This is a genomic window from Pseudoxanthomonas suwonensis J47 (genome assembly GCF_000513955.1).
In the GTDB taxonomy this organism is placed as follows: domain Bacteria; phylum Pseudomonadota; class Gammaproteobacteria; order Xanthomonadales; family Xanthomonadaceae; genus Pseudoxanthomonas; species Pseudoxanthomonas suwonensis_C.
Map to the genome: position 1 here is coordinate 48,826 of NZ_KI911330.1, position 19,821 is coordinate 68,646.

The 19,821-nt window shown below is 72.2% G+C and carries 20 protein-coding genes; 8 read left to right on the forward strand and 12 right to left on the reverse strand.

The genetic code is table 11. The annotated features are described in order from the left end of the window. Positions 1–14 precede the first annotated feature (14 nt). On the reverse strand, positions 15–479 hold the full coding sequence (gene msrB / locus M503_RS0113330; RefSeq protein ID WP_028919800.1) for a peptide-methionine (R)-S-oxide reductase MsrB: 465 nt from the start codon (positions 477–479) through the stop codon (positions 15–17). 142 nt (positions 480–621) lie between these two features. On the opposite strand from msrB, the gene M503_RS0113335 reads away from it, so the two are divergent. Further along, a complete protein-coding gene (locus M503_RS0113335; RefSeq protein ID WP_051414628.1) occupies positions 622–1,026 on the forward strand; it encodes a host attachment protein in 405 nt (134 codons plus the stop codon). A 43-nt stretch (positions 1,027–1,069) separates the two neighbouring features. Here the strand turns inward: M503_RS0113335 and M503_RS0113340 are convergent, their stop codons facing one another. Continuing rightward, the gene (locus M503_RS0113340) at positions 1,070–1,633 is read right to left on the reverse strand and encodes a DUF3016 domain-containing protein (protein WP_028919802.1); all 564 of its coding nucleotides are present in this window, start codon (positions 1,631–1,633) and stop codon (positions 1,070–1,072) included. Positions 1,634–1,788: 155 nt separating this feature from the next. Here M503_RS0113340 and yedA point away from each other — a divergent pair, with 155 nt between their 5' ends. Beyond that, positions 1,789–2,721, forward strand: coding sequence for a drug/metabolite exporter YedA (gene yedA / locus M503_RS0113345; protein ID WP_197017233.1), 933 nt, complete (start codon positions 1,789–1,791; stop codon positions 2,719–2,721). Further along, on the forward strand, positions 2,718–3,620 hold the full coding sequence (gene rarD / locus M503_RS0113350) for an EamA family transporter RarD (RefSeq protein WP_024870155.1): 903 nt from the start codon (positions 2,718–2,720) through the stop codon (positions 3,618–3,620). Before yedA ends, rarD begins: the two co-directional genes overlap by 4 nt. A 339-nt stretch (positions 3,621–3,959) precedes the next feature. On the opposite strand, the gene M503_RS0113355 is transcribed toward rarD, so the two are convergent. The 4 genes from M503_RS0113355 to M503_RS0113370 all read right to left on the reverse strand — a co-directional run bounded on the left by M503_RS0113355 (position 3,960) and on the right by M503_RS0113370 (position 8,483). Next, a complete protein-coding gene (locus M503_RS0113355) occupies positions 3,960–5,270 on the reverse strand; it encodes an ABC transporter permease (RefSeq protein WP_028919804.1) in 1,311 nt (436 codons plus the stop codon). Positions 5,271–5,282: 12 nt separating this feature from the next. After that, positions 5,283–6,440, reverse strand: a complete 1,158-nt coding sequence (locus tag M503_RS0113360; RefSeq protein ID WP_028919805.1) for an ABC transporter permease — start codon at positions 6,438–6,440, stop codon at positions 5,283–5,285. Between the two features lie 15 nt (positions 6,441–6,455). Next, on the reverse strand, positions 6,456–7,145 hold the full coding sequence (locus M503_RS0113365) for an ABC transporter ATP-binding protein (RefSeq protein ID WP_028919806.1): 690 nt from the start codon (positions 7,143–7,145) through the stop codon (positions 6,456–6,458). A gap of 87 nt (positions 7,146–7,232) precedes the next feature. Beyond that, positions 7,233–8,483 carry an efflux RND transporter periplasmic adaptor subunit gene (locus M503_RS0113370; protein WP_028919807.1) on the reverse strand — a complete coding sequence of 417 codons (1,251 nt, stop codon included), beginning with the start codon at positions 8,481–8,483 and terminating at the stop codon, positions 7,233–7,235. Between the two features lie 284 nt (positions 8,484–8,767). Here M503_RS0113370 and M503_RS0113375 point away from each other — a divergent pair, with 284 nt between their 5' ends. From M503_RS0113375 to M503_RS0113395, 5 genes are all read left to right on the forward strand, one after another. Continuing rightward, positions 8,768–9,730, forward strand: a complete 963-nt coding sequence (locus M503_RS0113375) for an ABC transporter ATP-binding protein (RefSeq protein WP_081721053.1) — start codon at positions 8,768–8,770, stop codon at positions 9,728–9,730. Next, positions 9,730–10,494: an ABC transporter permease gene (locus M503_RS0113380; protein ID WP_028919809.1), complete on the forward strand. Its 765-nt coding sequence runs from the start codon at positions 9,730–9,732 to the stop codon at positions 10,492–10,494. Before M503_RS0113375 ends, M503_RS0113380 begins: the two co-directional genes overlap by 1 nt. A 12-nt stretch (positions 10,495–10,506) precedes the next feature. After that, positions 10,507–11,703 carry a sensor histidine kinase gene (locus M503_RS16540; RefSeq protein WP_037061460.1) on the forward strand — a complete coding sequence of 399 codons (1,197 nt, stop codon included), beginning with the start codon at positions 10,507–10,509 and terminating at the stop codon, positions 11,701–11,703. Positions 11,704–11,778: 75 nt separating this feature from the next. Next, positions 11,779–12,381: a response regulator transcription factor gene (locus M503_RS0113390; protein WP_028919810.1), complete on the forward strand. Its 603-nt coding sequence runs from the start codon at positions 11,779–11,781 to the stop codon at positions 12,379–12,381. 245 nt (positions 12,382–12,626) lie between these two features. Further along, positions 12,627–14,330 carry a sensor domain-containing diguanylate cyclase gene (locus M503_RS0113395; protein ID WP_028919811.1) on the forward strand — a complete coding sequence of 568 codons (1,704 nt, stop codon included), beginning with the start codon at positions 12,627–12,629 and terminating at the stop codon, positions 14,328–14,330. Between the two features lie 21 nt (positions 14,331–14,351). On the opposite strand, the gene M503_RS0113400 is transcribed toward M503_RS0113395, so the two are convergent. From M503_RS0113400 to M503_RS0113425, 6 genes are all read right to left on the reverse strand, one after another. After that, positions 14,352–15,734, reverse strand: a complete 1,383-nt coding sequence (locus tag M503_RS0113400) for a leucyl aminopeptidase family protein (RefSeq protein WP_028919812.1) — start codon at positions 15,732–15,734, stop codon at positions 14,352–14,354. Beyond that, positions 15,731–16,465, reverse strand: a complete 735-nt coding sequence (locus M503_RS16545) for an HAD family hydrolase (protein ID WP_051414630.1) — start codon at positions 16,463–16,465, stop codon at positions 15,731–15,733. The genes M503_RS0113400 and M503_RS16545 overlap by 4 nt, the downstream gene beginning before the upstream one ends. A 752-nt stretch (positions 16,466–17,217) precedes the next feature. Beyond that, complete coding sequence (locus M503_RS0113410; RefSeq protein ID WP_051414626.1) at positions 17,218–18,357, reverse strand: AI-2E family transporter; 1,140 nt, start codon at positions 18,355–18,357, stop codon at positions 17,218–17,220. A 57-nt stretch (positions 18,358–18,414) separates the two neighbouring features. Further along, positions 18,415–18,867: a hypothetical protein gene (locus M503_RS0113415; RefSeq protein WP_028919814.1), complete on the reverse strand. Its 453-nt coding sequence runs from the start codon at positions 18,865–18,867 to the stop codon at positions 18,415–18,417. Further along, a complete protein-coding gene (locus M503_RS0113420) occupies positions 18,864–19,391 on the reverse strand; it encodes a phage holin family protein (RefSeq protein WP_028919815.1) in 528 nt (175 codons plus the stop codon). The genes M503_RS0113415 and M503_RS0113420 overlap by 4 nt, the downstream gene beginning before the upstream one ends. A 7-nt stretch (positions 19,392–19,398) precedes the next feature. Beyond that, positions 19,399–19,758, reverse strand: coding sequence for a hypothetical protein (locus tag M503_RS0113425; RefSeq protein ID WP_024870081.1), 360 nt, complete (start codon positions 19,756–19,758; stop codon positions 19,399–19,401). Positions 19,759–19,821: the final 63 nt, after the last annotated feature.

The window sequence follows — 19,821 nt, forward strand, 5'->3', positions numbered from 1 at the left end:
CCGGGAAAGTCCGCTCAGGCCGGGCCGGCTTCGGCGCCGCCGCGGCCGAGCGGGTCGGGCAGCGGTTCGCCGGCATCGACGAAGGCCAGCGACACCGAATTCAGGCAGTGCCGCTCGAAGGTCGGCGGCGGGCCGTCGGGGAACACGTGGCCCAGGTGGCTGCCGCAGCGCGCGCACACGATCTCGGTGCGGATCATGCCGTGGCTGGTGTCGCGGATCCGGCCCAGGTGTTCCTCCGCATACGGCTCGAAGAAGCTCGGCCAGCCGGTGCCGGAATCGAACTTGGCGCTGGAGCGGAACAGCGGCAGGCCGCACAGCCGGCAGCAGTAGGTGCCCTCGCGCTTGTTGTCGAGGAACACGCCGCAGAACGGCGCCTCGGTGCCGTGCTGGAGCAGCACCCGGCGCTCCTCGCCCGAGAGCCCGGCGATCAGCGCTTCGCGCTGGGCCTGGGTGGGCGGGGTGAGGTCGAAACGGCTCATTGGCGGACTCCTCGTGCAGGGTGGGGGACGCGCGCTGCGTGGACATGGTGGCACGACGCGCACGGAATCGTGACGGGGCCTGCGCGCGGGGCTAACGCCATCGGCCCTAGGTTCGGGGTTCGCCCACGAGGAAGGAGACATGATGCGCAGGATTCCCCGCGATACCTGGGTACTGGTCGCCGACGGCGCGTCGGCGCGCCTGTTCCGCACCCTCGGCACGGAGAACGGCGCGGTGCGCCTGCACCAGGAAGAAGCGCTGCAGCTGGACCCGGCCGAAGGCGTGATGCCGGCGGTGCTGCCGGCCGACGTCGGCGCGCGCGAGGTCGACGAGGCCTCGTTCGCGCGGCAGCTGGCGCTGCGCCTCAACAAGGACGCGCTGGAAGGACGCTACGCGGGCCTGGTGATCGCCGCCGACCCGACGACGCTGGGCACGCTGCGCCCGCTGCTGCACGCGGAAGCCCGCGGCCGGGTGCTGGCCGAGGTGCCGAAGAACTACACCAACGCCCCGCGCGAGCAGATCGAGCAGGCGCTGGCGCCGGACTTCTGAGGGCGACTGGCCGGCGGCCCGCGCCGCCGGCCCGCCCAGGCGCTTACTTCGCCGCCAGGCCGCCGTCGGCGGGGAGCTCGCGGCGCAGCCAGTCGTCGATCATGCGCTTCTCGTGGCGCAGCGGATCGTTGCGCAGCTGGGTGCCGTTGTGCAGGTAGTTCATGTCCGACAGCTTGCGCTCGCCCTCGGACACGACGTTGCCGTCGGCATCGGTAATGCGCACCTGCAGGGTCATGCGCGGCGGATAGATGTCGCGCATCACCCGCACGTGCTGGTAGTTCAGGCCCAGCTGCGGCTCGTAGCTGCCGGCGCGCTGGATGTCGGTGATGGTGACGTCCATGCGCTGGCCTTCCGGCAGGCGCTTGGCCGCGCGTTCCTGCAGGTATCCGGCCAGCTGCTGCACCCAGCTGCCCTGTTCGGCTTCGAAGCGGTTGCGGCTGAAGCGGATGTCGGAGAACTGGGCCGGATCGGTCCATTCGACGCTGACCGGGCCATCGGCGGGCAGGGCGCGCGGCGCGGACGGGTCGGTGACCACGTTGCGCGCATCCACCGGCGCGACGGCGAAGGCCGCCAGCAGCGGCAGCAACAGGATCGTGCGCTTGATCATGACGGGTCTCCTGCGTGGACTTGCCCGATTCTGCGCCGGCCCCGTCGCGCCCGGAAGTCCCGTCCCGAACGTGGTTGCCGGCGCTTCAGCCACGCCACCGCCGCAACGCAGAACGCCTACTTCCGGCACAAGCCCCGGCGTGGGGCCACGGTAGAATCAGCGACCGTCTAGACCGCGCGTCCGCCCCCATGTCCTCTTCCGTACAGGCCCCGGTCCGCACCGGCGGGCTGGCCGTTGCCGCCGCCCTGGCCATCGTCTACGTGGTCTGGGGTTCCACCTACCTGGGCATCCGCTTCGCGCTCGAAGGCGGCCTGCCGCCGCTGGGCGCCGTGTCCGGCTTCCGCTTCCTGGTCGCCGGCAGCGCGATGTTCGTGTTCCTGCGCTGGCGCGGCGTGGCCGCGCCGACCCGCGCGCAGTGGAAGAACCTGCTGGTGATGGGCGCGCTGCTGCTGCTGTTCGGCAACGGCTTCGTGGTGCTGGCCGAACAGGACGTGTCCTCCGGCCTGGCCGCGGTGGCGGTGGCCTCGGTGCCGCTGTGGATGGGCCTGTTCGGCATCTTCTACGGCGCGAAGCCCAGCCGCATCGAATGGATCGGCATTGCCATCGGCTTCCTCGGCGTGCTCTGGCTCAACGCCGGCAGCAGCCTCAGCGCCAGCCCGACCGGCCTGGTGCTGCTGCTGATCGCGCCGGTGGCCTGGGCCTTCGGGTCGCTGTGGTCGCGCGGGCGCGACCTGCCGTCGCCGTTCATGGCCGCCGCCGGGCAGATGCTGTGCGGCGGCGCGCTGCTGCTGGCCACCGGCCTGCTGCGCGGCGAGACCCTGGACGCAGCGCCGACCACCCAGGGCCTGCTCGCGCTGCTGTACCTGGCCGTGTTCGGCTCGGTGATCGCCTTCAGCACCTACGTCTGGCTGCTGCACCACGTGCGCCCGGCGCTGGTGAGCAGCTACGCCTACGTCAACCCGGCCATCGCCGTGGCCCTGGGTGCGTGGCTGGCCGGCGAGCGCTTCACCGCGCACGACCTCGGTGCGATGGCGGTGATCCTCGCCGGCGTGGTGATCATCACCCTGGCCAAGGTGCTGCGCCGATGAGCCCGCAGCCGCTGCAGGCCGCGGTGGACCGGCGCGGACTGGCGGTCACCGCCGCCACCTTCGTGATCTGGGGCGTGGTGCCGCTGTACTGGCACCTGCTCAAGGCGGTGCCGTCGATGCAGATCATGGCGCACCGCGTGGTCTGGAGCGCGCTGCTGGTGGTGGCGTGGCTGCTGCTCAGCAACGGCTTCGGCTGGCTGCGCAAGCTTGCCGCGCAACCGCGCGCGCTGCCGGCGCTGGCGCTGAGCGCGGTGCTGATCGCGGTCAACTGGGGCCTGTACATCTGGGCGGTCAACGCCGGCCACGTGGTCGAGACCAGCCTGGGCTACTTCATCAACCCGCTGGTCAACGTCGTGCTGGGCGTGCTGGTGCTGCACGAGCGCCTGCGCCGGCTGCAGTGGATCGCGGTCGGCTGCGCCGCGGCCGGCGTGGCCTGGCTGACCATCAGCGCCGGCTCGCCGCCGTGGATCGCGCTGGGCCTGGCCGCCTCGTTCGGCCTGTACGGCCTGGTGCGCAAGCTGGTCTCGGTGGATCCGGTGGCCGGCCTCGGTCTGGAGAGCCTGTACCTGTTCCTGCCCTCGCTGGCCTACGTGCTGTGGGCCGAATGGGGCCATGGCGGCAGTTTCGCCAGCGGCTGGGGCTGGGGCACCGACCTGCTGCTGGTGTTCGGCGGCGTGGTCACCGCCGTGCCGCTGATCGGCTTCGCCTACGGCGTACGCCGCATCCCGCTGAGCCTGGTCGGCCTCCTGCAGTACATCGCCCCGACCCTGCAGCTGCTGCTGGGCGTGTGGTTCTTCAACGAGCCCTTCGGCACCTCCCGCGCCCTCGGCTTCGGCGCGATCTGGCTGGGCCTGGCGATCTACGCCGGCGAAGGCCTCTGGCGCAGCCGCCGTGCTTGACCGTAGCCCGGATAAGGCCGCAGGCCGCATCCGGGTTCAAGCCCCTCTTTCCCCGGGAGAGGGTTTGGGGAGAGGGCAGGCATTCCGACGTGCTCCTGCGTGCGCCCTATGGCGTATATCGAAGCAGGGCACGGGCTCCGGACGGGGCCGCCGCCCCAAGGGGGTATGGCGCATCGCGCGGTTCCGCCGTCCATGGCTCCAACGCGCGAGCGCAGGCCATCCATGGCCTGCTTGCGCCATACCCCCTTGGGACGACGTCCTCGGGTGGCGTCGAGGCTCGGGCTTCTATTGGCCGTGCGAGACAAGAACCCCTCCCCTGTGGGGCAGGGGAGACAGGCGTCAGAGCGCCCGCAGGGCGGTGGTGATGGGCAGGCGGGCGGCGCGGAGGGCGGGGAACAGGCCGCCGACCAGGCCGATGCCCAGGGCCCACTTCAGCCCCGACCACAGCAGTTCCGGCGTCACCTTGAACTCGAACACCACCGCGCTGAAGTTGCTGCCCATGGTCGACGCGCTGTAGCCATTGAACACCAGCCAGGCCACCAGCCCGCCGACGATCCCGCCGACCAGCGCCAGCAGCATCGTCTCCAGCATCACCGCCACCACCACCGGCAGCCCGCGGAAACCGATCGCCCGCATCGTCGCGATCTCGCGCGCACGCCCGGCCACCGCCGCGTACATCGTGTTGAGCGCACCGAACACCGCGCCCACCGCCATGATCGAACCGATCACCGTGCCGAGAATGGTCAGCAGCTGGTTGAGCTGGCCGCTCTGCCTGGCGTAGTAGGCCCGGGTCGTCTCCACGTCCAGCTTCAGGCGCGGATCGGCCGCCATCGCTGCCTTGAACTGCTCGAAGCCGGTCTCGCCCTCGGTACGCACCGACACCAGCTGCCACGCCCCGCGGTTATAGGTGGTGGCCAGGGTCTGCGCGTCGGTCCACAGCTCCGAATCGTGCGCGTCGCCCGAGGCGAACTTGCCGACCACCTTCCACTCCTGGTTGCCCAGCTTCAGCGTGCTGCCCACGTCCAGGTCGCGGAACTGCTTCTGCGCACCCTGGCCGACCACGATCTCGCGCAGGCCGCTGTTGTACTTGCGGCCCTCGACGATCTTCACCGAGTCGTGCACCGCCCAGCCCGCCTCTTCCACGCCGCGGAACTGCGCATTGACGTCGCTGCCGTCCTCGCGGGAGCGCAGGCTGACCACCTGGGACAGTTCCGCCGAGACCAGCGGCCGCCCGTCCTCGCCGCGGGCGATGCCCGGCAGGCTGGCGATCAGCGGCACCTGGTCGCGCATGATCACCGAGTTGGTTTCCGCCTGCGAACCGCCACGCAGCACGATCGCCGTGGTCTCGTTGCCGGTCCCGGCGACCGTGGCCTGGAAGCCGCGGCCCATCGACAGCATCGCCACCAGCACCGCGACCACGCCGGCGATGCCGACGATGATCACCGACGAAGCGCCCCAGCGCTGCGGCAGGCTGGCGATGCCGATGCGCGCCGCCGCCAGCGCCAGCCGCCCCGAGCGGGTCAGCAGCAGCCACAGCGCCAGCAGCACCGCCACGGCGAGCACGCCCTGCCAGGGCAGCATGATCCACACGGCCAGGCCCACGACGAGCAGCACGACGGTGAGCAGGTTCCAGAACCATTGCCTCTTCATGTCCGTATCTCCTCAGCGTCCGGCCAGCGCATCGACGATCTTCAGCCGCTTGGCGCGCAGCGCCGGCAGCACGCCCACCACCAGGCCGATAAGCACGATCAGGCCCGCGCCCACCAGCCAGGTCTGCATCGGGATGGTTGGCGGCAGCAGGCCCTGCGCGCGGCTCGCCAGCGCCGGCAGGATCAGCGAGGCCAGGCACATGCCCACCAGTCCGCCCAGTCCGACCAGCAGCACCGACTCCACCAGCACCAGCCACAGCACGGTGCCGTCCTTGAAGCCCAGGGTCTTGAGGATCGCCAGTTCCGGGATGCGTTCGCGCACCGCCTGGGCCATGGTGTTGCCGGTCAGCAGCAGCAGGGTGAAGAACACCGCGCCCATGATCGAGGTGACGATCAGGCCGATGTCGGCGAACTGCTTGGCGAAGGACTGCTGGAACGCCGACTCGGTCTGGCTCTTGGTCTCGCGGTCGGAGTTCATCGACAGCGCGTCGATGGCCTGGGCCACGCGCGAGGCGTGCGCCGGATTGTCGAGGGTGACCGTGAACCAGCTGACCTGGCCCTTGATGTAGTCGTTGGCCTCGTCGAAGTAGGTCCAGTTCATCACCAGCTGGCGCTCCTCGCCGGCCGCGGCGGCGCGGTCCTTGGAGCGGAAGATGCCGACCAGCTGCAGCGGCCAGTCGTTGCTGCCCTGGCGCGGGAAGATCGTCGCCTGCAGCGGAATGGTGTCGCCGACCTTCCAGCCGAACTCCTTCGCCAATGCCTCGCCGACCACCGCGCCGGTGCGGGTGTCCTGGAAGGCGCGCAGCTGCTCGGGCGGCAGCTCGAGGTTGGTGTACACCTCGAAGTAGTTCGGCGCCACCGAGAAGCTGGGGAAGAAGTTCTTCGGATCCTGGTAGATGCCGCCGAACCACATCGCGTAGGTGACGTCCCGGACCCCGGGCACGGTGCGGATCTGCTGCTCCAGCCGCACCGGCAGGCTCTGGGTGATGGACAGGCGCGAGGTGGTGATCAGGCGGTTGGCGCCGTCGAGGCTGCCGCCGGAGTTGAAGGCCACGCGCACCGAGTCGAGCATCCCGAACAGCAGGAAGGCGGTGACCACCGACAGCAGGGTCAGCAGCGTCCGCGTCTTGCTGCGGAACAGCTGCGCCCATACGAGCGAGAGGTATTTCATCGCGATGCCCTCCGGTCAGTGCGCGGCCGGCGCTTCCGCCAGTTCGCCCTTGTCCAGGTGGATGGTGTGGGTCGCGTACTCGGCGGCCTTCGGGTCGTGGGTGACCATGATGATGGTCTTGCCGTGCTCGCGGTTGAGCATCTGCAGGAGGTCGAGGATCTCCTCGGCCGAGTGGCGGTCCAGGTCGCCGGTCGGTTCGTCGCAGATCAGGAAGGTCGGGTCGGCGACGATCGCGCGGGCGATCGCCACGCGCTGCTGCTGGCCGCCGGACAGCTCGTTCGGGCGGTGGCCGCGGCGATCGGCCAGGCCGACCAGGGTCAGCGCGATCTGCGCGCGGCGCGCGCGGTCGGCCGCGCCGAGTTTCGTCAGCAGCAGCGGCAGCTCGACGTTCTTCTGCGCGGTCAGCATCGGCATCAGGTTGTAGAACTGGAACACGAAGCCGACGTGGTGGCTGCGCCAGTTCGACAGCTGGCCGCCGGAGAGGCGGTCGATGCGCTCGCCCTCGATCTCGATCTCGCCCCCGCTGGGCGTGTCCAGGCCGCCGATCAGGTTCAGCAGGGTGGTCTTGCCCGAGCCGGAGGGGCCCATCAGCGCGACGAAGTCGCCCTTGGGGATCTCCAGGTCGATCCCGTGCAGCACCTGCACCTTCTCGGGGCCGCGCTGGTAGGTCTTGGTGACGTTGCGGAGGGTAACCAAGGACGTCATCGCTCGTTCCTCGTCGGGGCCTTCGCACTCGGCGTCGGCGGGGGATCGGCCGCCGCGCGGGCGCGGCGGATCAGGCAGGAGCGGGACTCAACGGCTGTCGCTGGCCAGGCGCACGCGGTCGCCGTCCTTCAGGGTTTCCGGCGGGTCCAGGACCACGGTCTCGCCGGCGCTGAGGCCGGACAGCACGATGCGTTCGGAACCGGAGGTGGCGCCGGTCTTCAGCGCGCGCTGCTCGACGCGGTCCTCGTTGCCCAGGGCGAAGGCCACCTCGGCGCCGTCGCGCTGCACGACCGCCGCGGCCGGCACGCGCACGCCCTGCGGCTTCTGCTCGCCGCTGGCGTCGGAAGGACGTTCCAGGAAGCTGACCCGCACGCCCATGTCCGGGACGATGCGCGGGTCCTTCTCCTTCAGCGCGACGCGCACCTTCACCGTGGCCTTGCCGCGGTCGGCGGCGGGGATGATCGCGATCACCTCGCCGGGGATGCGCCAGTCCGGGTAGGCGTTGAGCACGGTTTCCACCGGCATCTTCGGCTGCACCCGGCCGATGTAGGACTCGCCGACCTCCACCTCGACCTCCAGCGACTCCATGTCGACGATGGTGCCGATGCCGGTGCGGGTGAAGCCGCCGGTGGCCAGCGGCGAGACGATCTCCCCCGGCTGCGCCGCCTTGGCGGTGACGATGCCGGAGAACGGCGCGCGCACGATGGTGTTGTCCACGCCGTGGCCGGCGATGCGCAACTGGTCGCCGGCGACCTGGGCGTTGCGCTGCGCGGTGGCCAGCTGCGCGCGCAGCGAGTCGCGCTGGGCGATGGCCTGGTCGTACTGCGCGCGCGAGACCAGCTGCTGGCCGACCAGCTGCGACAGCCGCTTCGCATTGGCTTCGGCATCGGCCAGCTGCGCCTTCACACTGTCGATCTGGGCGCGGGCGGCCGACAGCTGCGAAGCGGCGAGGGTGCGCTGCGCGTCGGCGTCGATCGGATCGAGGCGGGCCAGCACCTGGCCTTCCTCCACCCGCATGCCTTCCTCGATCAGCACTTCCTGCACGCGGCCAGTGACCTTGGCCGAGACGGTGGCCATGCGCCGCGCCACCACGTAGCCGCTGGCGTCCAGCACCGAGGCGCCGCCGCTTCCGCTGGCACTACTGGCGATCGGCGCGACCGGCGCGGTGCGGACTTCAGGCGCGCTGTCGCGGCCGAGCAGCAGCCAGGCGACGACGGCGACGATGGCCAGCGCGACCACGCCCAGCCCGATCCAAAGCCCGCGCCGCGACGGCGGCGGGGGCGGGGCCTTGCCGCGTTCCAGCCGGAGTTCCTTGAGCAGTTCGGAAGAAGCGTTCATTGCGTTCCCGTAGCAGTCCCTATCCAGTGTCCGCGGCAAGGGTACACGCCGGCCAGTTGCCGGAAGTCACTTCATGCAGGCGACCCGTCGTGGCCGCCGGTGCGCATACCTGCCGCGACGGTCGGGAATACCGCGCTTCGACACATCGTGGCGTTGCCGGCGCATCGTGCCGTCCGCCCCGGCCCGGCCCCAGTGACAGCTGTCATGCGCTTCGCATGAAGCCCATGACTGCCGCGCGCCGCCTGCGCGCGGGAAAGTGGCCCCATTCCGCGAGGAGGCCACCCATGGACGCCGCCACACATACCGGTACGGAAACCTCCGTGCTCCCGCAGGCCGGCGCCACCGCGCCGCTGGCGCGCCTGCACCAGGCCCACAAGCGCTACGGCAGCACCGTCGCCCTGGACGGGCTCGACCTGGAACTGCACGCCGGCCAGGTGCTGGCCCTGCTGGGCCGCAACGGCGCCGGCAAGACCACCGCGGTCGGCCTGCTGCTGGGCCTGCAGCAACCCGACGCCGGCCGCGTCGAGCTGTTCGGCCTGCCGCCGCAGTCCCTGGACGCGCGGCGCCGGACCGGGGTGATGCTGCAGACCGCCGGCATCCCCGACGCGCTGGAGGTCGGCGAGCTGGTCGCGCTGACCCGCAGCTACTACCCCGATCCGCTCGGCATCGACGAATGCCTGGCCCTGGCCGGGCTGGAAGAACTGCGCGGGCGTCGCTACGGCCAGCTGTCCGGCGGCCAGCAGCGGCGCGTGCAGTTCGCGATGGCGGTATGCGGGCGCCCGCGCGTGCTGTTCCTGGACGAACCGACCACCGGCCTGGACATCGATGCGCGGCAGGCGATCTGGCGCACGGTGCGCGCGCTGGCCGCGCAGGGCTGCGCGGTGCTGCTGACCACCCATTACCTGGAGGAAGCCGAGGCGCTCGCCGACCGGGTGGTGGTGATCGACCGCGGCCGCGTGCTGGCGCAGGGACGCGTCGACGAGATCCGCGCGCGGGTGTCGCGGCGCCTGGTCGGCTGCGTGTCGACGCTGGCGCCGCCGCGCGTGGCCGCGTGGCCGGGCGTGGAAGACGCTCGCGTTGGCGAAGGCGGGCGGCTGGAGATCGTCGCCACCGAGGCCGAGCCGGTGGTGCGCCGGCTGCTGGCCGAGGACCCGGCGCTGTCGGAACTGGAAGTCCGCCGCGCCGGCCTGGCCGAAGCCTTCCTCGCCCTGACTTCCGGAGAATCCCACCGCCAGGAGGCCGCCTGATGGACGCCACCGCTCGCCGTGCCGCGCACCTATCGACCCCGCGCATCTGGATGCAGGAAGCGCGCTGCGAGTTCCTGCGCCTGTGGCGCACCCCGGCGTTCACCGTGCCGAGCCTGCTGTTCCCCTCGCTGTTCTACCTGCTGTTCGGCGTGCTGCTGGCGCGCGGCGGCGACGAGGTGGGGCGCTACCTGTTCGCCGGCTACGCGGTGTTCGGCGTCACCGGCGTGGCGCTGTTCGGCTTCGGCGTGACCGTGGCGCTGGACCGCAGCGAAGGCCTGCTCACCCTCAAGCGCGCCCAGCCGATGCCGCCGGGCGCCTACCTGGCGGCGAAGGTCGGCATGGCCATGCTGTTCTCGCTGGTGATGTTCGCGCTGCTGTCGGCCTTCGCCGTCGGCCTGGGCGGGGTGCGGCTGGCGCCGGCCGGCTGGCTGGGCCTGCTGGCGGTGGTGGTGCTGGCGGTGCTGCCGATGGGCGCGCTGGGCCTGTGGCTGGGCACCCTGGTCAGCGGCCGCGGCGCGCCGGCGCTGATCAACCTCGTGTACCTGCCGATGGCGTTCCTGTCCGGCCTGTTCGTGCCGTTGCCGATGCTGCCGGAAGTACTGCGCACCATCGCGCCGCTGTGGCCGTCGTACCATCTGGCCAGGCTCGCGCAGCTGCAGGTGGGGTTCGCCGAGGGCGTGGCGCCCTGGCTGCACCTGGTGGTCCTGCTGGGCGTGGCCGCTGTGTTCCTGTTCCTGGCCCGTCGCCGCCTGGCGACTTCCTGACCGGTACCCGCCATGCAACCGCAGCCGCTGCCCGATTCCCTGCCGCGCTGGCTCCGGCCGGCGCCCGATTCGCTGCTGGGGCAGAACTGCCGCTGCGGACAACCGCTGTGGACCGAGTTCGTGCACCTGCTGTGGTCGGTGTGGGTGTTCGTGGTGCCGGTGTTCACCCCGCAGGGCTACGACGCCCGCTGGTGGTTGCTGACCGCCATTTCCTACCCGCTGTTCATCGCCCTGTACGCCGGCACGCTGTCGGCGGCGCCACGTAACGCCGCGAAGCTGGCACTGGCGATGATGCTGCTGTGCCTGGTGCTGCTGCCCTGGTACCCCAGCGGCATGAGCTATTTCGTGTTCGGCTGCGTAATGCTGGGCATGTACCCGTGGCGCAGCGGCTGGGGCTACGCCGGCGTGCTGCTGCTGGGCAATGTCGCCCTGGTCGGCCTGGCGCTGGTGGTCGGCTATCCATGGGTGTCGCTGGCGTGGATGCCGGTCACCACCCTGGTGGTGGGCCTGATCGTGCACGTGGAGCGCCAGCGCCACAGCCGCGACGTCGCCCTGCGCCTGTCGCAGGACGAGGTGCGGCGCCTGGCCGCCACCGCCGAGCGCGAGCGCATCGGCCGCGACCTGCACGACCTGCTCGGCCATACGTTGTCGCTGGTCGCGCTCAAGGCCGACCTGGCCGGGCGCCTGATCCAGGCCAACCCGGAAGCGGCGCGGCGCGAGATCGGCGAGCTCGGCCAGGTCGCGCGCGATGCGCTGGCGCAGGTGCGGCGCGCGGTCACCGGGATCCGCGCCGCCGAGCTGGCGGCCGAGCTGGCCGCAGCCAAGGTGCTGCTGGAAGGCGATGGCATGCAGTTGTCGGTGGACAACGACGCCGGCGAGCTGCCGCCGGCGCAGGAAACCGTGCTGGCCCTGTGCCTGCGCGAGGCGGCGACCAACATCCATCGCCATGCCCGCGCCAGCCGCGTGCAGGTCTCGCTGCGCCGCGAAGGCCAGCGCTGGCGGCTGCAGGTGGAGGACGATGGCCGCGGCGGCGCGATCCGCCCCGGCAACGGCCTGGAAGGCATGCGCGAACGCCTGCAGGCCCTGGGTGGCAGTCTGGCCATCGAGGCGGCGCAGCCGCGCGGCACCCGCGTCGTCGCGGAGCTGCCGTGCTGGCAGGCGCTGGCGCCGGAACCGGCCACCAGCGACGCCGGCGAGCAGCCGGGCTAGGCGGCCGCCACCGCAGCGGCGGCAGCGCCGCGGCTTTTGCTAACGTCTGGCCATGCGCCCGACGAAGCCCGCCCGATGATCCGCGTCCTCCTCGCCGAAGACCAGGCGATGGTGCGCGGCGCGCTGGCCGCGCTGCTGGCCATGGAAAGCGACATCGAGGTGGTCGGCGCGGTGCCCGACGGCGAGAGCGCCTGGCGCGAGGTGCAGCGGCTGCGCCCGGACGCGCTGGTCACCGACATCGAGATGCCCGGCCTCACCGGGCTGGAGCTGGCCCAGCGCATCCAGCGCCACGAACTGCCGGTGAAGGTGGTGATCGTCACCACCTTCGCCCGCGCCGGCTTCCTGCGCCGCGCGCTGGAGGCCGGCGTGTGCGGCTACCTGCTCAAGGACGCCCCGGCCGAACAGCTGGCCGAGGCCCTGCGCAAGGTCCGCCACGGCGGCCGGGCGATCGACCCGGAGCTGGCGGTGGAGGCCTGGGGCGAGGCCGACCCGCTCAACGACCGCGAGCGCCAGGTCCTGCGCCTGGCCGGCGAGGGCCGCTCCTCGGCCGAGATCGCCGCGCAGCTGGGCCTGTCGCAGGGCACGGTGCGCAACTACCTGTCCGAGGCGATCGGCAAGCTCGGCGCGGCCAACCGGATCGAGGCGGCGCGCATCGCCCGCCAGCGCGGGCTGCTCTAGGCCGGTCCGCCAGGCGGACCGGGGGCGGCCCGGGGCAGGGCAAACCGGAATCCCCACCCCACTTTCGGCCAGTTCCGGCCGCGGCGGCATCTGCTAACGTTTCCCCATGTCCACGCCGTACCGCCGTCGATGCCCCGCGCCCTGACCACCGTGACCCGGGGCCGGTGCAGCGGCCGGGCACCCGTGGCCCGCCCGGCCCGTGCCTGCGCGGCCACCTCCCACCTCCAGCACCGGGGCCAGCCGTAGTGGCTTTCCGCTTCCGCCTGGCCAGCGGCCTGGGCCTTCCCGCCGCCGCGCTGATCTTCGCCGCCGTCGGCGTCGGGGTGCTGCTCGGCGCCCACCGTTTCATCGACGCGTCCAACGCGGTCAGCCACAGCGGCGAGGTCCTGGCCAGCGCCGGGGCGGTGGAGGCGCGCCTGCGCGACGCCGAGGCCGCGCACCGCGGCTACCTGCTCGGCGACGCGGTCGAATACCTGGCCCAGTACCAGTCCAGCCGCGAGCAGCTCGGCCCACTGCTGGCGAACCTGGCCCACCTGGTCGAGGACAACCCCGGCCAGGCCGCACGCGCGCGGGAGATCGAGACCCTGGCCCGGCGCCGGCTCGAGCAGATGGACCGGGTCCAGGCCGACTACGCCGCCGGTGGCATCGCCGCGGTGAAGGATCACCACGACCCGGCGAACCGCCGCACCTCCTCCGCCGTCGGCGAGCAGGTCCGCCTGCTGGTCGAGGAGGAACGCCGCCTGCTCGAGCAGCGCGGCCAGGCCAGCCGGGCCAGCGCCGACATGCTGCGCGCGCTGGCCGTGCTCGGCATCCCGCTGGGCATCGCCGTGGTCGCCTGGGTGTACTGGCTGCTGCTGCGCGAGATCCGCCGCCGCGGCGACGCCGAGCGCATCGGCACCGAGGCCAACGCGCGCCTGCGCGATTCGGTCGCGCGCCTGGAACGGCACAGCGCCGACCTGTCGGAACTGAACCGCTTCGGCGGCCTGCTGCAGAACTGCATGCGCCCGGAGGAAGCGGTGGCGCTGACCAGCCAGCTGCTGTCGCGCCTGCTGCCGGGCACCGGCGGCACCCTGTACCGGGTCAATCCCGCGCAGGGCTATGCCGAGGAAGTGACCCACTGGGGCGAGCACACCGCCGCCAGCGTGGCGATCCTGCCGCCGGAGAACTGCTGGGCGCTGCGCCGCGGCCAGGTCCATGTGCTGCGCTCGCATGGCGAGACCCTGCGCTGCAGCCACGTGCAGCCGCCGGCGATCGACGCCGAATACAACAGCGCGTGCATCCCTCTGCTGGCGCAGGGCGCGCAGCTGGGCTTCATCTACCTGTCGGCGCCCACGCCCGACTTCCTGTCGGAGATGGAGCTGGTGCAGGCGGCGGCCGAGCAGCTGTCGATGGCCCTGCACAACCTGTCGCTGCAGGACCGCCTGCGCCTGCAGTCGATCCGCGATCCGCTTACCGGGCTGTTCAACCGCCGCTACCTGGAGGAATCGCTGGCGCGCGAACTGGCGCGCAGCGAGCGCCGCGGGCTGCCGCTGAGCCTGATGATGCTGGACCTGGACCATTTCAAGCTGTTCAACGACCTGCACGGTCACCCCGGCGGCGACGCGCTGCTGGCCGCGCTGGGGCCGCTGCTGCGCCAGCGCACGCGCGGCGAGGACATCGCCTGCCGTTACGGCGGCGAGGAGTTCACCCTGATCCTGCCGGAAGCCAACCTGGAGCAGGCCGCGCGCCGCGCCGGCGAGCTGGCCGAGGCGGTGCGCGCGCTGCGGGTGGAGTACCTGGGCACGCTGCTGCCGGCGGTCACCTGCTCGATCGGCGTGGCCACCTACCACCACGGCGAGGACACCGCCGAGACCCTGCTGCAGCGCGCCGACAAGGCCCTCTACCGGGCCAAGCGCGGCGGCCGCGACCGCATCGAGACCGAGGCCACGGCCGCCATCCGCGCGGCCTGACCGGTTCCCGCGCCGCCGGCCTCAGCCGGCGTAGCGCGCCTTCAGCATGGCCCAGGCCGAACGCAGGCCAAGCGCCTCGCCGCCGGCGGGACGGCCCGGGCGGCTGTTGTCGTTCCAGGCGTAGGTGTCCAGGTGCGCCCACGGCGTGCCGGCCGGGACGAAGCGCTCCAGGTACAGCGCGGCGGTGACCGCGCCGGCCATGCGCGAACCGGCGTTGGCGAGGTCGGCGATGTTGCTGGTCAGGTAGCGCAGGTACGGGCGCCACAGCGGCATGCGCCAGACCGGGTCCCGGGTGTCCTGGCCGGCCGCCAGCCAGCCGTTGGCCAGTGCGTCGTCGTTGGCGAACAGCGCCGGCAGGTCCGGGCCCAGGGCGATGCGCGCCGCGCCGGTGAGGGTGGCGAAGTCGACGATCAGGTCGGGCTTGCGCTCGCCGGCGTAGGTGAGCGCGTCGCACAGGATCACCCGGCCCTCGGCGTCGGTGTTGTCGATCTCGACGCTGACGCCGGCGCGGGTGGCGATCACCTCGCCCGGGCGGAAGGCGTCGGGACCGACCGCGTTCTCCACCGCCGGCACCACCAGGGTCAGGCGCACCGGCAGCTTGCGCGCCATCACCAGCCCGGCCAGGGCCAGCGCATGCGCGGCGCCGCCCATGTCCTTCTTCATGTTGCGCATGCCGTCGGCCGGCTTGAGGTCCAGGCCGCCGGTGTCGAAGCACACGCCCTTGCCGACCAGGGCCAGGTGCGGATGCGCGTCGCTGTCGGCGGCGCCGTTGTTCCAGCGCAGCTCGATCAGGCGCGGGGCGCGGTGCGAGGCGCGGCCGACCGCGTGGATCGCCGGGAAGTTCTGCGCCAGCAGTTCGTCGCCGGCCACCACCTCGACCTGCGCGCCGTGCTCGGCGGCCAGTTCGCGGGCGATGGCTTCCAGCTGGTCCGGGCCCATGTCCTGGGTCGGGGTGTTGACCCAGTCGCGCACGCGCGCGGTGGCTTCGAGCACGTCCATCGCCTCGTCGTCCAGCTGCGCCAGGCGCAGCCGCGCCGGCGCGCGCGCGCCACTCTTGTAGCGGTCGAAGCGGTAGCTGCCCAGGCCCCAGCCCAGCTGCAGCGCGGCCAGCTCGGCGGCCGGCAGCCCGGTGGCCGGGACCCAGGCGCCGCAAGGCAGCGCGGTCGGGGCGTGCGCGTAGCTGCACGGATCGAGGCGGTCGCCGACCCCGACGATAGCCCCGCGGATGCCGCCTTCGCCCGGCAGCAGGGCGACGCAGCCCGGCGACGGCTGGAAGTCCTGCGCGTCCAGCCACGCCGCCACGGCCTGCGGCTGCGCCGCGCGCCACGCGCCGTAGCCGTCGCGGTCGAGGAAATGGAGCGGCAGGGCCGCGGCGGAGGTGTCGGCGAAGCAGGTGGAGGTCATGTGGCGTGTTCCCGGACGCGTGCGTCCGTGCAGGGGGAAAGATGCGCCTCCAGCCAGTCGGCCAGGGCGGTGAGGTTGGTGAACTGCAGGTCCGGCACGATTTCCTCGTGCTCCCAGGCCCGGTCCTCGCGGTTGATCCAGCAGCTGCGCAGGCCCGCGCGGGCGGCGCCGGCGACGTCCATCTCGATGTGGTCGCCCACGTGCAGGACCTCGCCATGGCCGCAGCCCAGCCGCGCGCAGGCGGCGTGGAAGATGCTGGGCGCCGGCTTGGCCGCGCCGTGCTCGCGCGAGCCGAGCTGGAAGGCGAACAGGTGCATCACCCCGATCCGCTGCAGGTCGGCGTTGCCATTGCTCAGCGCGGCGATCGGCACGCGCGCGGCGATGCGGGCGAGGGCGTCCAGCGCGTCGGGGTAGAACTCGACCTGGTTGCGGGCGGCGTAGAACGCCTCGTAGGCCGGCTCCAGCAGGTCCAGCGAAGCGCCGGAGGTTTCCAGCGCCTCGCGCAGGGTCAGCCGGCGCAGGGCAGACAGGTCGTGGTGCAGGTGCGGGTTGTCGCGGAACGAGCGCTCGCGCAGCACCTTCATCGCCTCCACCGGGTACATGGCGGCGGTACGGGGGCTGTGTTCGAGCATCCACTCGTACAGCACCTGGTCGATCCGCGCGCCGATCGGCGCGAACGGCCACAGGGTGTCGTCGAGGTCGAGGGTGATGGCGCGGACGGTGAAGCTCACGCCCGCCATTGTAGGCCCCCCGCCGGTGGCATGGACCCGGCCCCCACGGAACGATGCCTTCCGGCCGCCCCTGAGCCCCTCTCCCCCCGGGAGAGGGGTTGGGGGAGAGGGTAGGTATGCCAGCGCCCTCGATGATCCCGCCCTCTCTCCCGGACAGATGTAGCCCGGGTAAGCGCAGCGCACCCGGGCAACAACGCGTGGCAGACGACCAACCCCGGATGCGGCTTCGCCTTATCCGGGCTACGCGACCTTTAGCCCCTCTCCCCCCGGGAGAGGGGTTGGGGAGAGGGCCGGTGTACCAGCGCCGTTGATAGCCCCGCCGCGCTCCCGGAGAGATGTTCGTAGCCCGGGTAAGCGAAGCGCACCCGGGGATTGGGCCGCCTGGGCGACCAAAGCCAGAGCAAGCCTCCTGCGGAGGCCCAAGAGCAAAAGCTTTCGCCCGCCGCTGCGCGGCTACGGCGAGTCACTTTTCTTTGCTTGTGCAAAGAAAAGTAACCAAAAGAAAGCACACCGTTCGCGAGCCGGCGGGCTGTGCCCGCCGGTCCCCTGCGCTTCTCGCGACGGCGGGGGACGGCCCACAACTCGCTTCGCTCAGACAGTGGGCCTCTTCGCCCCCGCCGTCGCTTGCGATGCTCGGCTCGCTCAATCGGCGGGGAAAAGCAAGGGCAGCGGCAACCGCAACCGCAACCGCAAAGACAACAGCGTGGTCGCGCGAATGAGGCGAAGCCACATCCGCGATGTGCGTAGCCCCGCTACTCGAGCAGCTTCGCCCACCCCTGCATGCCCTCCACCTGGGCCAGCACCAGCTTCACGCACACCAGCAGCGGCACCGCCAGCAGCAGGCCGACCAGGCCCCACAGCCAGCCGAACAGCATCAGCGCCAGGATCAGCACCAGCGGCGACAGCGCCATGCTGCGGCCGAGGATGATCGGCGTGATCAGCTGGCCTTCCAGCGTGTGCATGCCCAGGTAGATCGCCGCCGGGGCCAGCGACTGCAGCGTGTCGTCGAAGCGGATGAAGCCCACCAGCAGCATCAGGCAGATGCCGATCAGCGGGCCCACGTACGGGGCGTAGTTGAGCAGCATCACCGCCGTGCCCCACAGCAGCGCTTCCTGCAGCGGGAACTTGAACGCCATCACCAGCACGGCGGCGAACAGCAGGCCCATCACCAGGTTGATCACGCTGATGGTCAGCACGTAGCGCGAGACCTCGCGCTCCATCGACTGCAGGATCTCCACGGTGAACTTCTTCTGCTGCCTGCCCGGCAGCAACGCGATCGCGTTGCGCTGCAGGTTCTCGCCGTAGACCATGAAGAAGAACGTCAGCAGCACCACCGCCAGCACCGCCGCCGCCAGGCGCGGGGTGCGGGTCAGCACCGCGTAGGGATCGTCGACGCGGGTGCGCACCACCTGCACCTTGCGGTTGGATTCGCCGGCCGCCGCGCGCGCCATGTCCTCGGCGATGCGGTTGGCCTCGTGCATCGGCCTGGTGAGGTCCTGCAACTGGCGGCCGAGCCGGCGCGCCTCGCGCGGGGCCTGCTCGGCCCAGGCGGAGGCCGGTTCGACCAGTTGCAGCGCCAGGGTGGCGGTGCCGGCCAGGCCCGCGCACAGCACCAGCAGCGCGGCGAGGAAGCGCGGCACGTACAGCCTGCGCAGCAGCCGGATCAGCGGATTGCCGATCAGGGCGAAGAACATCGCCAGCAGCACCGGCAGGATCACTTCCTGGGCCGCCCACAGGGTGAAGCCGACCGCCAGCACCGCCAGCACCACCACCGCGGTCGGCGCGCGCGGCCGCGGATGCGGCAGGTGCGCGTCGATCGGGACCGGTACCGGCTCCGGGGGGAGCGGGTCGGGCGAAGGTTCGGGGGCGGACGGCAGCGGGGTGGCGGACATCGGCGTCGGGCAGTGCCGGCGCGCAGGCCGGGGCAGGAGGGAGATACGGAGCGCGGATCAGCGTTCGGACAGCTCGGTCGCCGCTTCGGCCGGCGAGGGCGCGCGCACCGGCGCGGCGCCGGCCTGCGGATCGAACGCGTTCTCCGGCGCCACCGCCGGCTCCTGGCCGGTGGCTTCTGCCACGCCCTGGTTGACGCTGGCCGCCTGCTGCGCGGCCTCGTCGGCGGCGGCGCCGGCTTCCTCGGAAGCGGCGGCCGCGCGCAGGGTGGCGAGCATGCTGGAGATCGTGCCGGCCATCTGCAGCCAGCGTGCGGCGCCCACCCGCGACAGCGGTTCGGCGCGGCCGACCAGGAAGCCGGAGACCAGCCCGGCGATGACGATGCGCGGCGGCGTCCAGCCGCGCTTCCAGGCCGTGGCGAAGGTGCTGCGGCTGGCTTCGGCGCGGTCGCTGCACGCGGCCACCCGGCGTTCGGCGCGCTCCACGCGCTGGCGCAGCAGTTCGAACCTCATGGGCGCGGCTCCGTGCCCGTCGCGGGCGGCGTGGCCGAACCAGGCGGCGCGGTTGCAGGCACGTCCTCGTCCTCGTCGTCCAGTTCGTCGAACAGGCCCATCCGGCTCAGCTGCCGGCGGGTGGCGTGCAGGCCCATGTGGTCGAAGAAGCGCGCGGTGCGCCACGCGGCCAGGGCGGTGATGGCCAGGTTGAACAGCGCGGCGATCGCCAGCGAGGACAGCCAGGACAGGCCCATGCCCTGCAGCAGGGCCACGCCGGCGGCGGTGGCCAGCAGCCAGCCGGTGGCGCCGAACACCACCGCCACCGCGGTCCAGGCCAGCGCCCGGCCCATCGCGCTGCGGGCCAGGGCGATGTCCGCCGACAGCAGTGCGCGCAGCGAACGCAGCGAATCGGCGGTGGCGCGCAGCGAGGCCTTGCCGGCCTCGCCCAGTTCGCGCAGGGTCTCGTCCAGCGGCGGCGCGCCGGCGTCCTCGCCGGGTGCCGGCGTCGGCCCCGCGTCGCCGGGGCGCTCCCCCTCGCTCACGGCAGGCTTACCGGTCGCGGCGGGTCAGCGCGGCGACCAGCCAGCCGGCGGCGAAGGCCACGCCGAACGACGCCAGCGGGCGCTCGCGGATCAGTTCGGCGGCGCTGTCGATCAGGTCGCGGCCCTTGTCCATCAGCGCGTCCATCTGCTCGCGCGCCGCTTCGCCACCGGCCTCGGCGGCGGCCAGCCCGGCCAGCCCGCTGTCGGCCAGTTCGGCCTTGACGTTGGCACGGCCCAGGCGCAGCTCGTCGCCGGCGGCGGCGGTCGCCCCGCGCAGGGCTTCGCCCGCGGCTCCGGCGGCGGCCTTCAGGTGCGAACCGGCTTCGGAGAGGTTGTCCTTCAGGTTGTCGGTGGAGGTCGGGGTCATCGGATTCTCCTGGGCGTGCGGTGTGGGGTGCGCCCGGCGGCGCGAGAGGTGCATCGAACCACG

Bases quoted from the DNA above. Each gene is read 5' to 3' on its own strand.
- M503_RS0113370 (WP_028919807.1), bottom strand. From the start codon at position 8,483: ATGAACGCTTCTTCCGAACTGCTCAAGGAACTCCGGCTGGAACGCGGC.
- msrB (WP_028919800.1), bottom strand. From the start codon at position 479: ATGAGCCGTTTCGACCTCACCCCGCCCACCCAGGCCCAGCGCGAAGCG.
- M503_RS0113375 (WP_081721053.1), top strand. From the start codon at position 8,768: ATGGACGCCGCCACACATACCGGTACGGAAACCTCCGTGCTCCCGCAG.
- M503_RS0113355 (WP_028919804.1), bottom strand. From the start codon at position 5,270: ATGAAGAGGCAATGGTTCTGGAACCTGCTCACCGTCGTGCTGCTCGTC.
- M503_RS0113410 (WP_051414626.1), bottom strand. From the start codon at position 18,357: ATGTCCGCCACCCCGCTGCCGTCCGCCCCCGAACCTTCGCCCGACCCG.
- M503_RS0113365 (WP_028919806.1), bottom strand. From the start codon at position 7,145: ATGACGTCCTTGGTTACCCTCCGCAACGTCACCAAGACCTACCAGCGC.
- M503_RS0113360 (WP_028919805.1), bottom strand. From the start codon at position 6,440: ATGAAATACCTCTCGCTCGTATGGGCGCAGCTGTTCCGCAGCAAGACG.
- M503_RS0113415 (WP_028919814.1), bottom strand. From the start codon at position 18,867: ATGAGGTTCGAACTGCTGCGCCAGCGCGTGGAGCGCGCCGAACGCCGG.
- M503_RS16540 (WP_037061460.1), top strand. From the start codon at position 10,507: ATGCAACCGCAGCCGCTGCCCGATTCCCTGCCGCGCTGGCTCCGGCCG.
- M503_RS0113380 (WP_028919809.1), top strand. From the start codon at position 9,730: ATGGACGCCACCGCTCGCCGTGCCGCGCACCTATCGACCCCGCGCATC.
- rarD (WP_024870155.1), top strand. From the start codon at position 2,718: ATGAGCCCGCAGCCGCTGCAGGCCGCGGTGGACCGGCGCGGACTGGCG.
- M503_RS0113390 (WP_028919810.1), top strand. From the start codon at position 11,779: ATGATCCGCGTCCTCCTCGCCGAAGACCAGGCGATGGTGCGCGGCGCG.
- M503_RS0113335 (WP_051414628.1), top strand. From the start codon at position 622: ATGCGCAGGATTCCCCGCGATACCTGGGTACTGGTCGCCGACGGCGCG.
- M503_RS0113340 (WP_028919802.1), bottom strand. From the start codon at position 1,633: ATGATCAAGCGCACGATCCTGTTGCTGCCGCTGCTGGCGGCCTTCGCC.
- M503_RS0113400 (WP_028919812.1), bottom strand. From the start codon at position 15,734: ATGACCTCCACCTGCTTCGCCGACACCTCCGCCGCGGCCCTGCCGCTC.
- M503_RS0113425 (WP_024870081.1), bottom strand. From the start codon at position 19,758: ATGACCCCGACCTCCACCGACAACCTGAAGGACAACCTCTCCGAAGCC.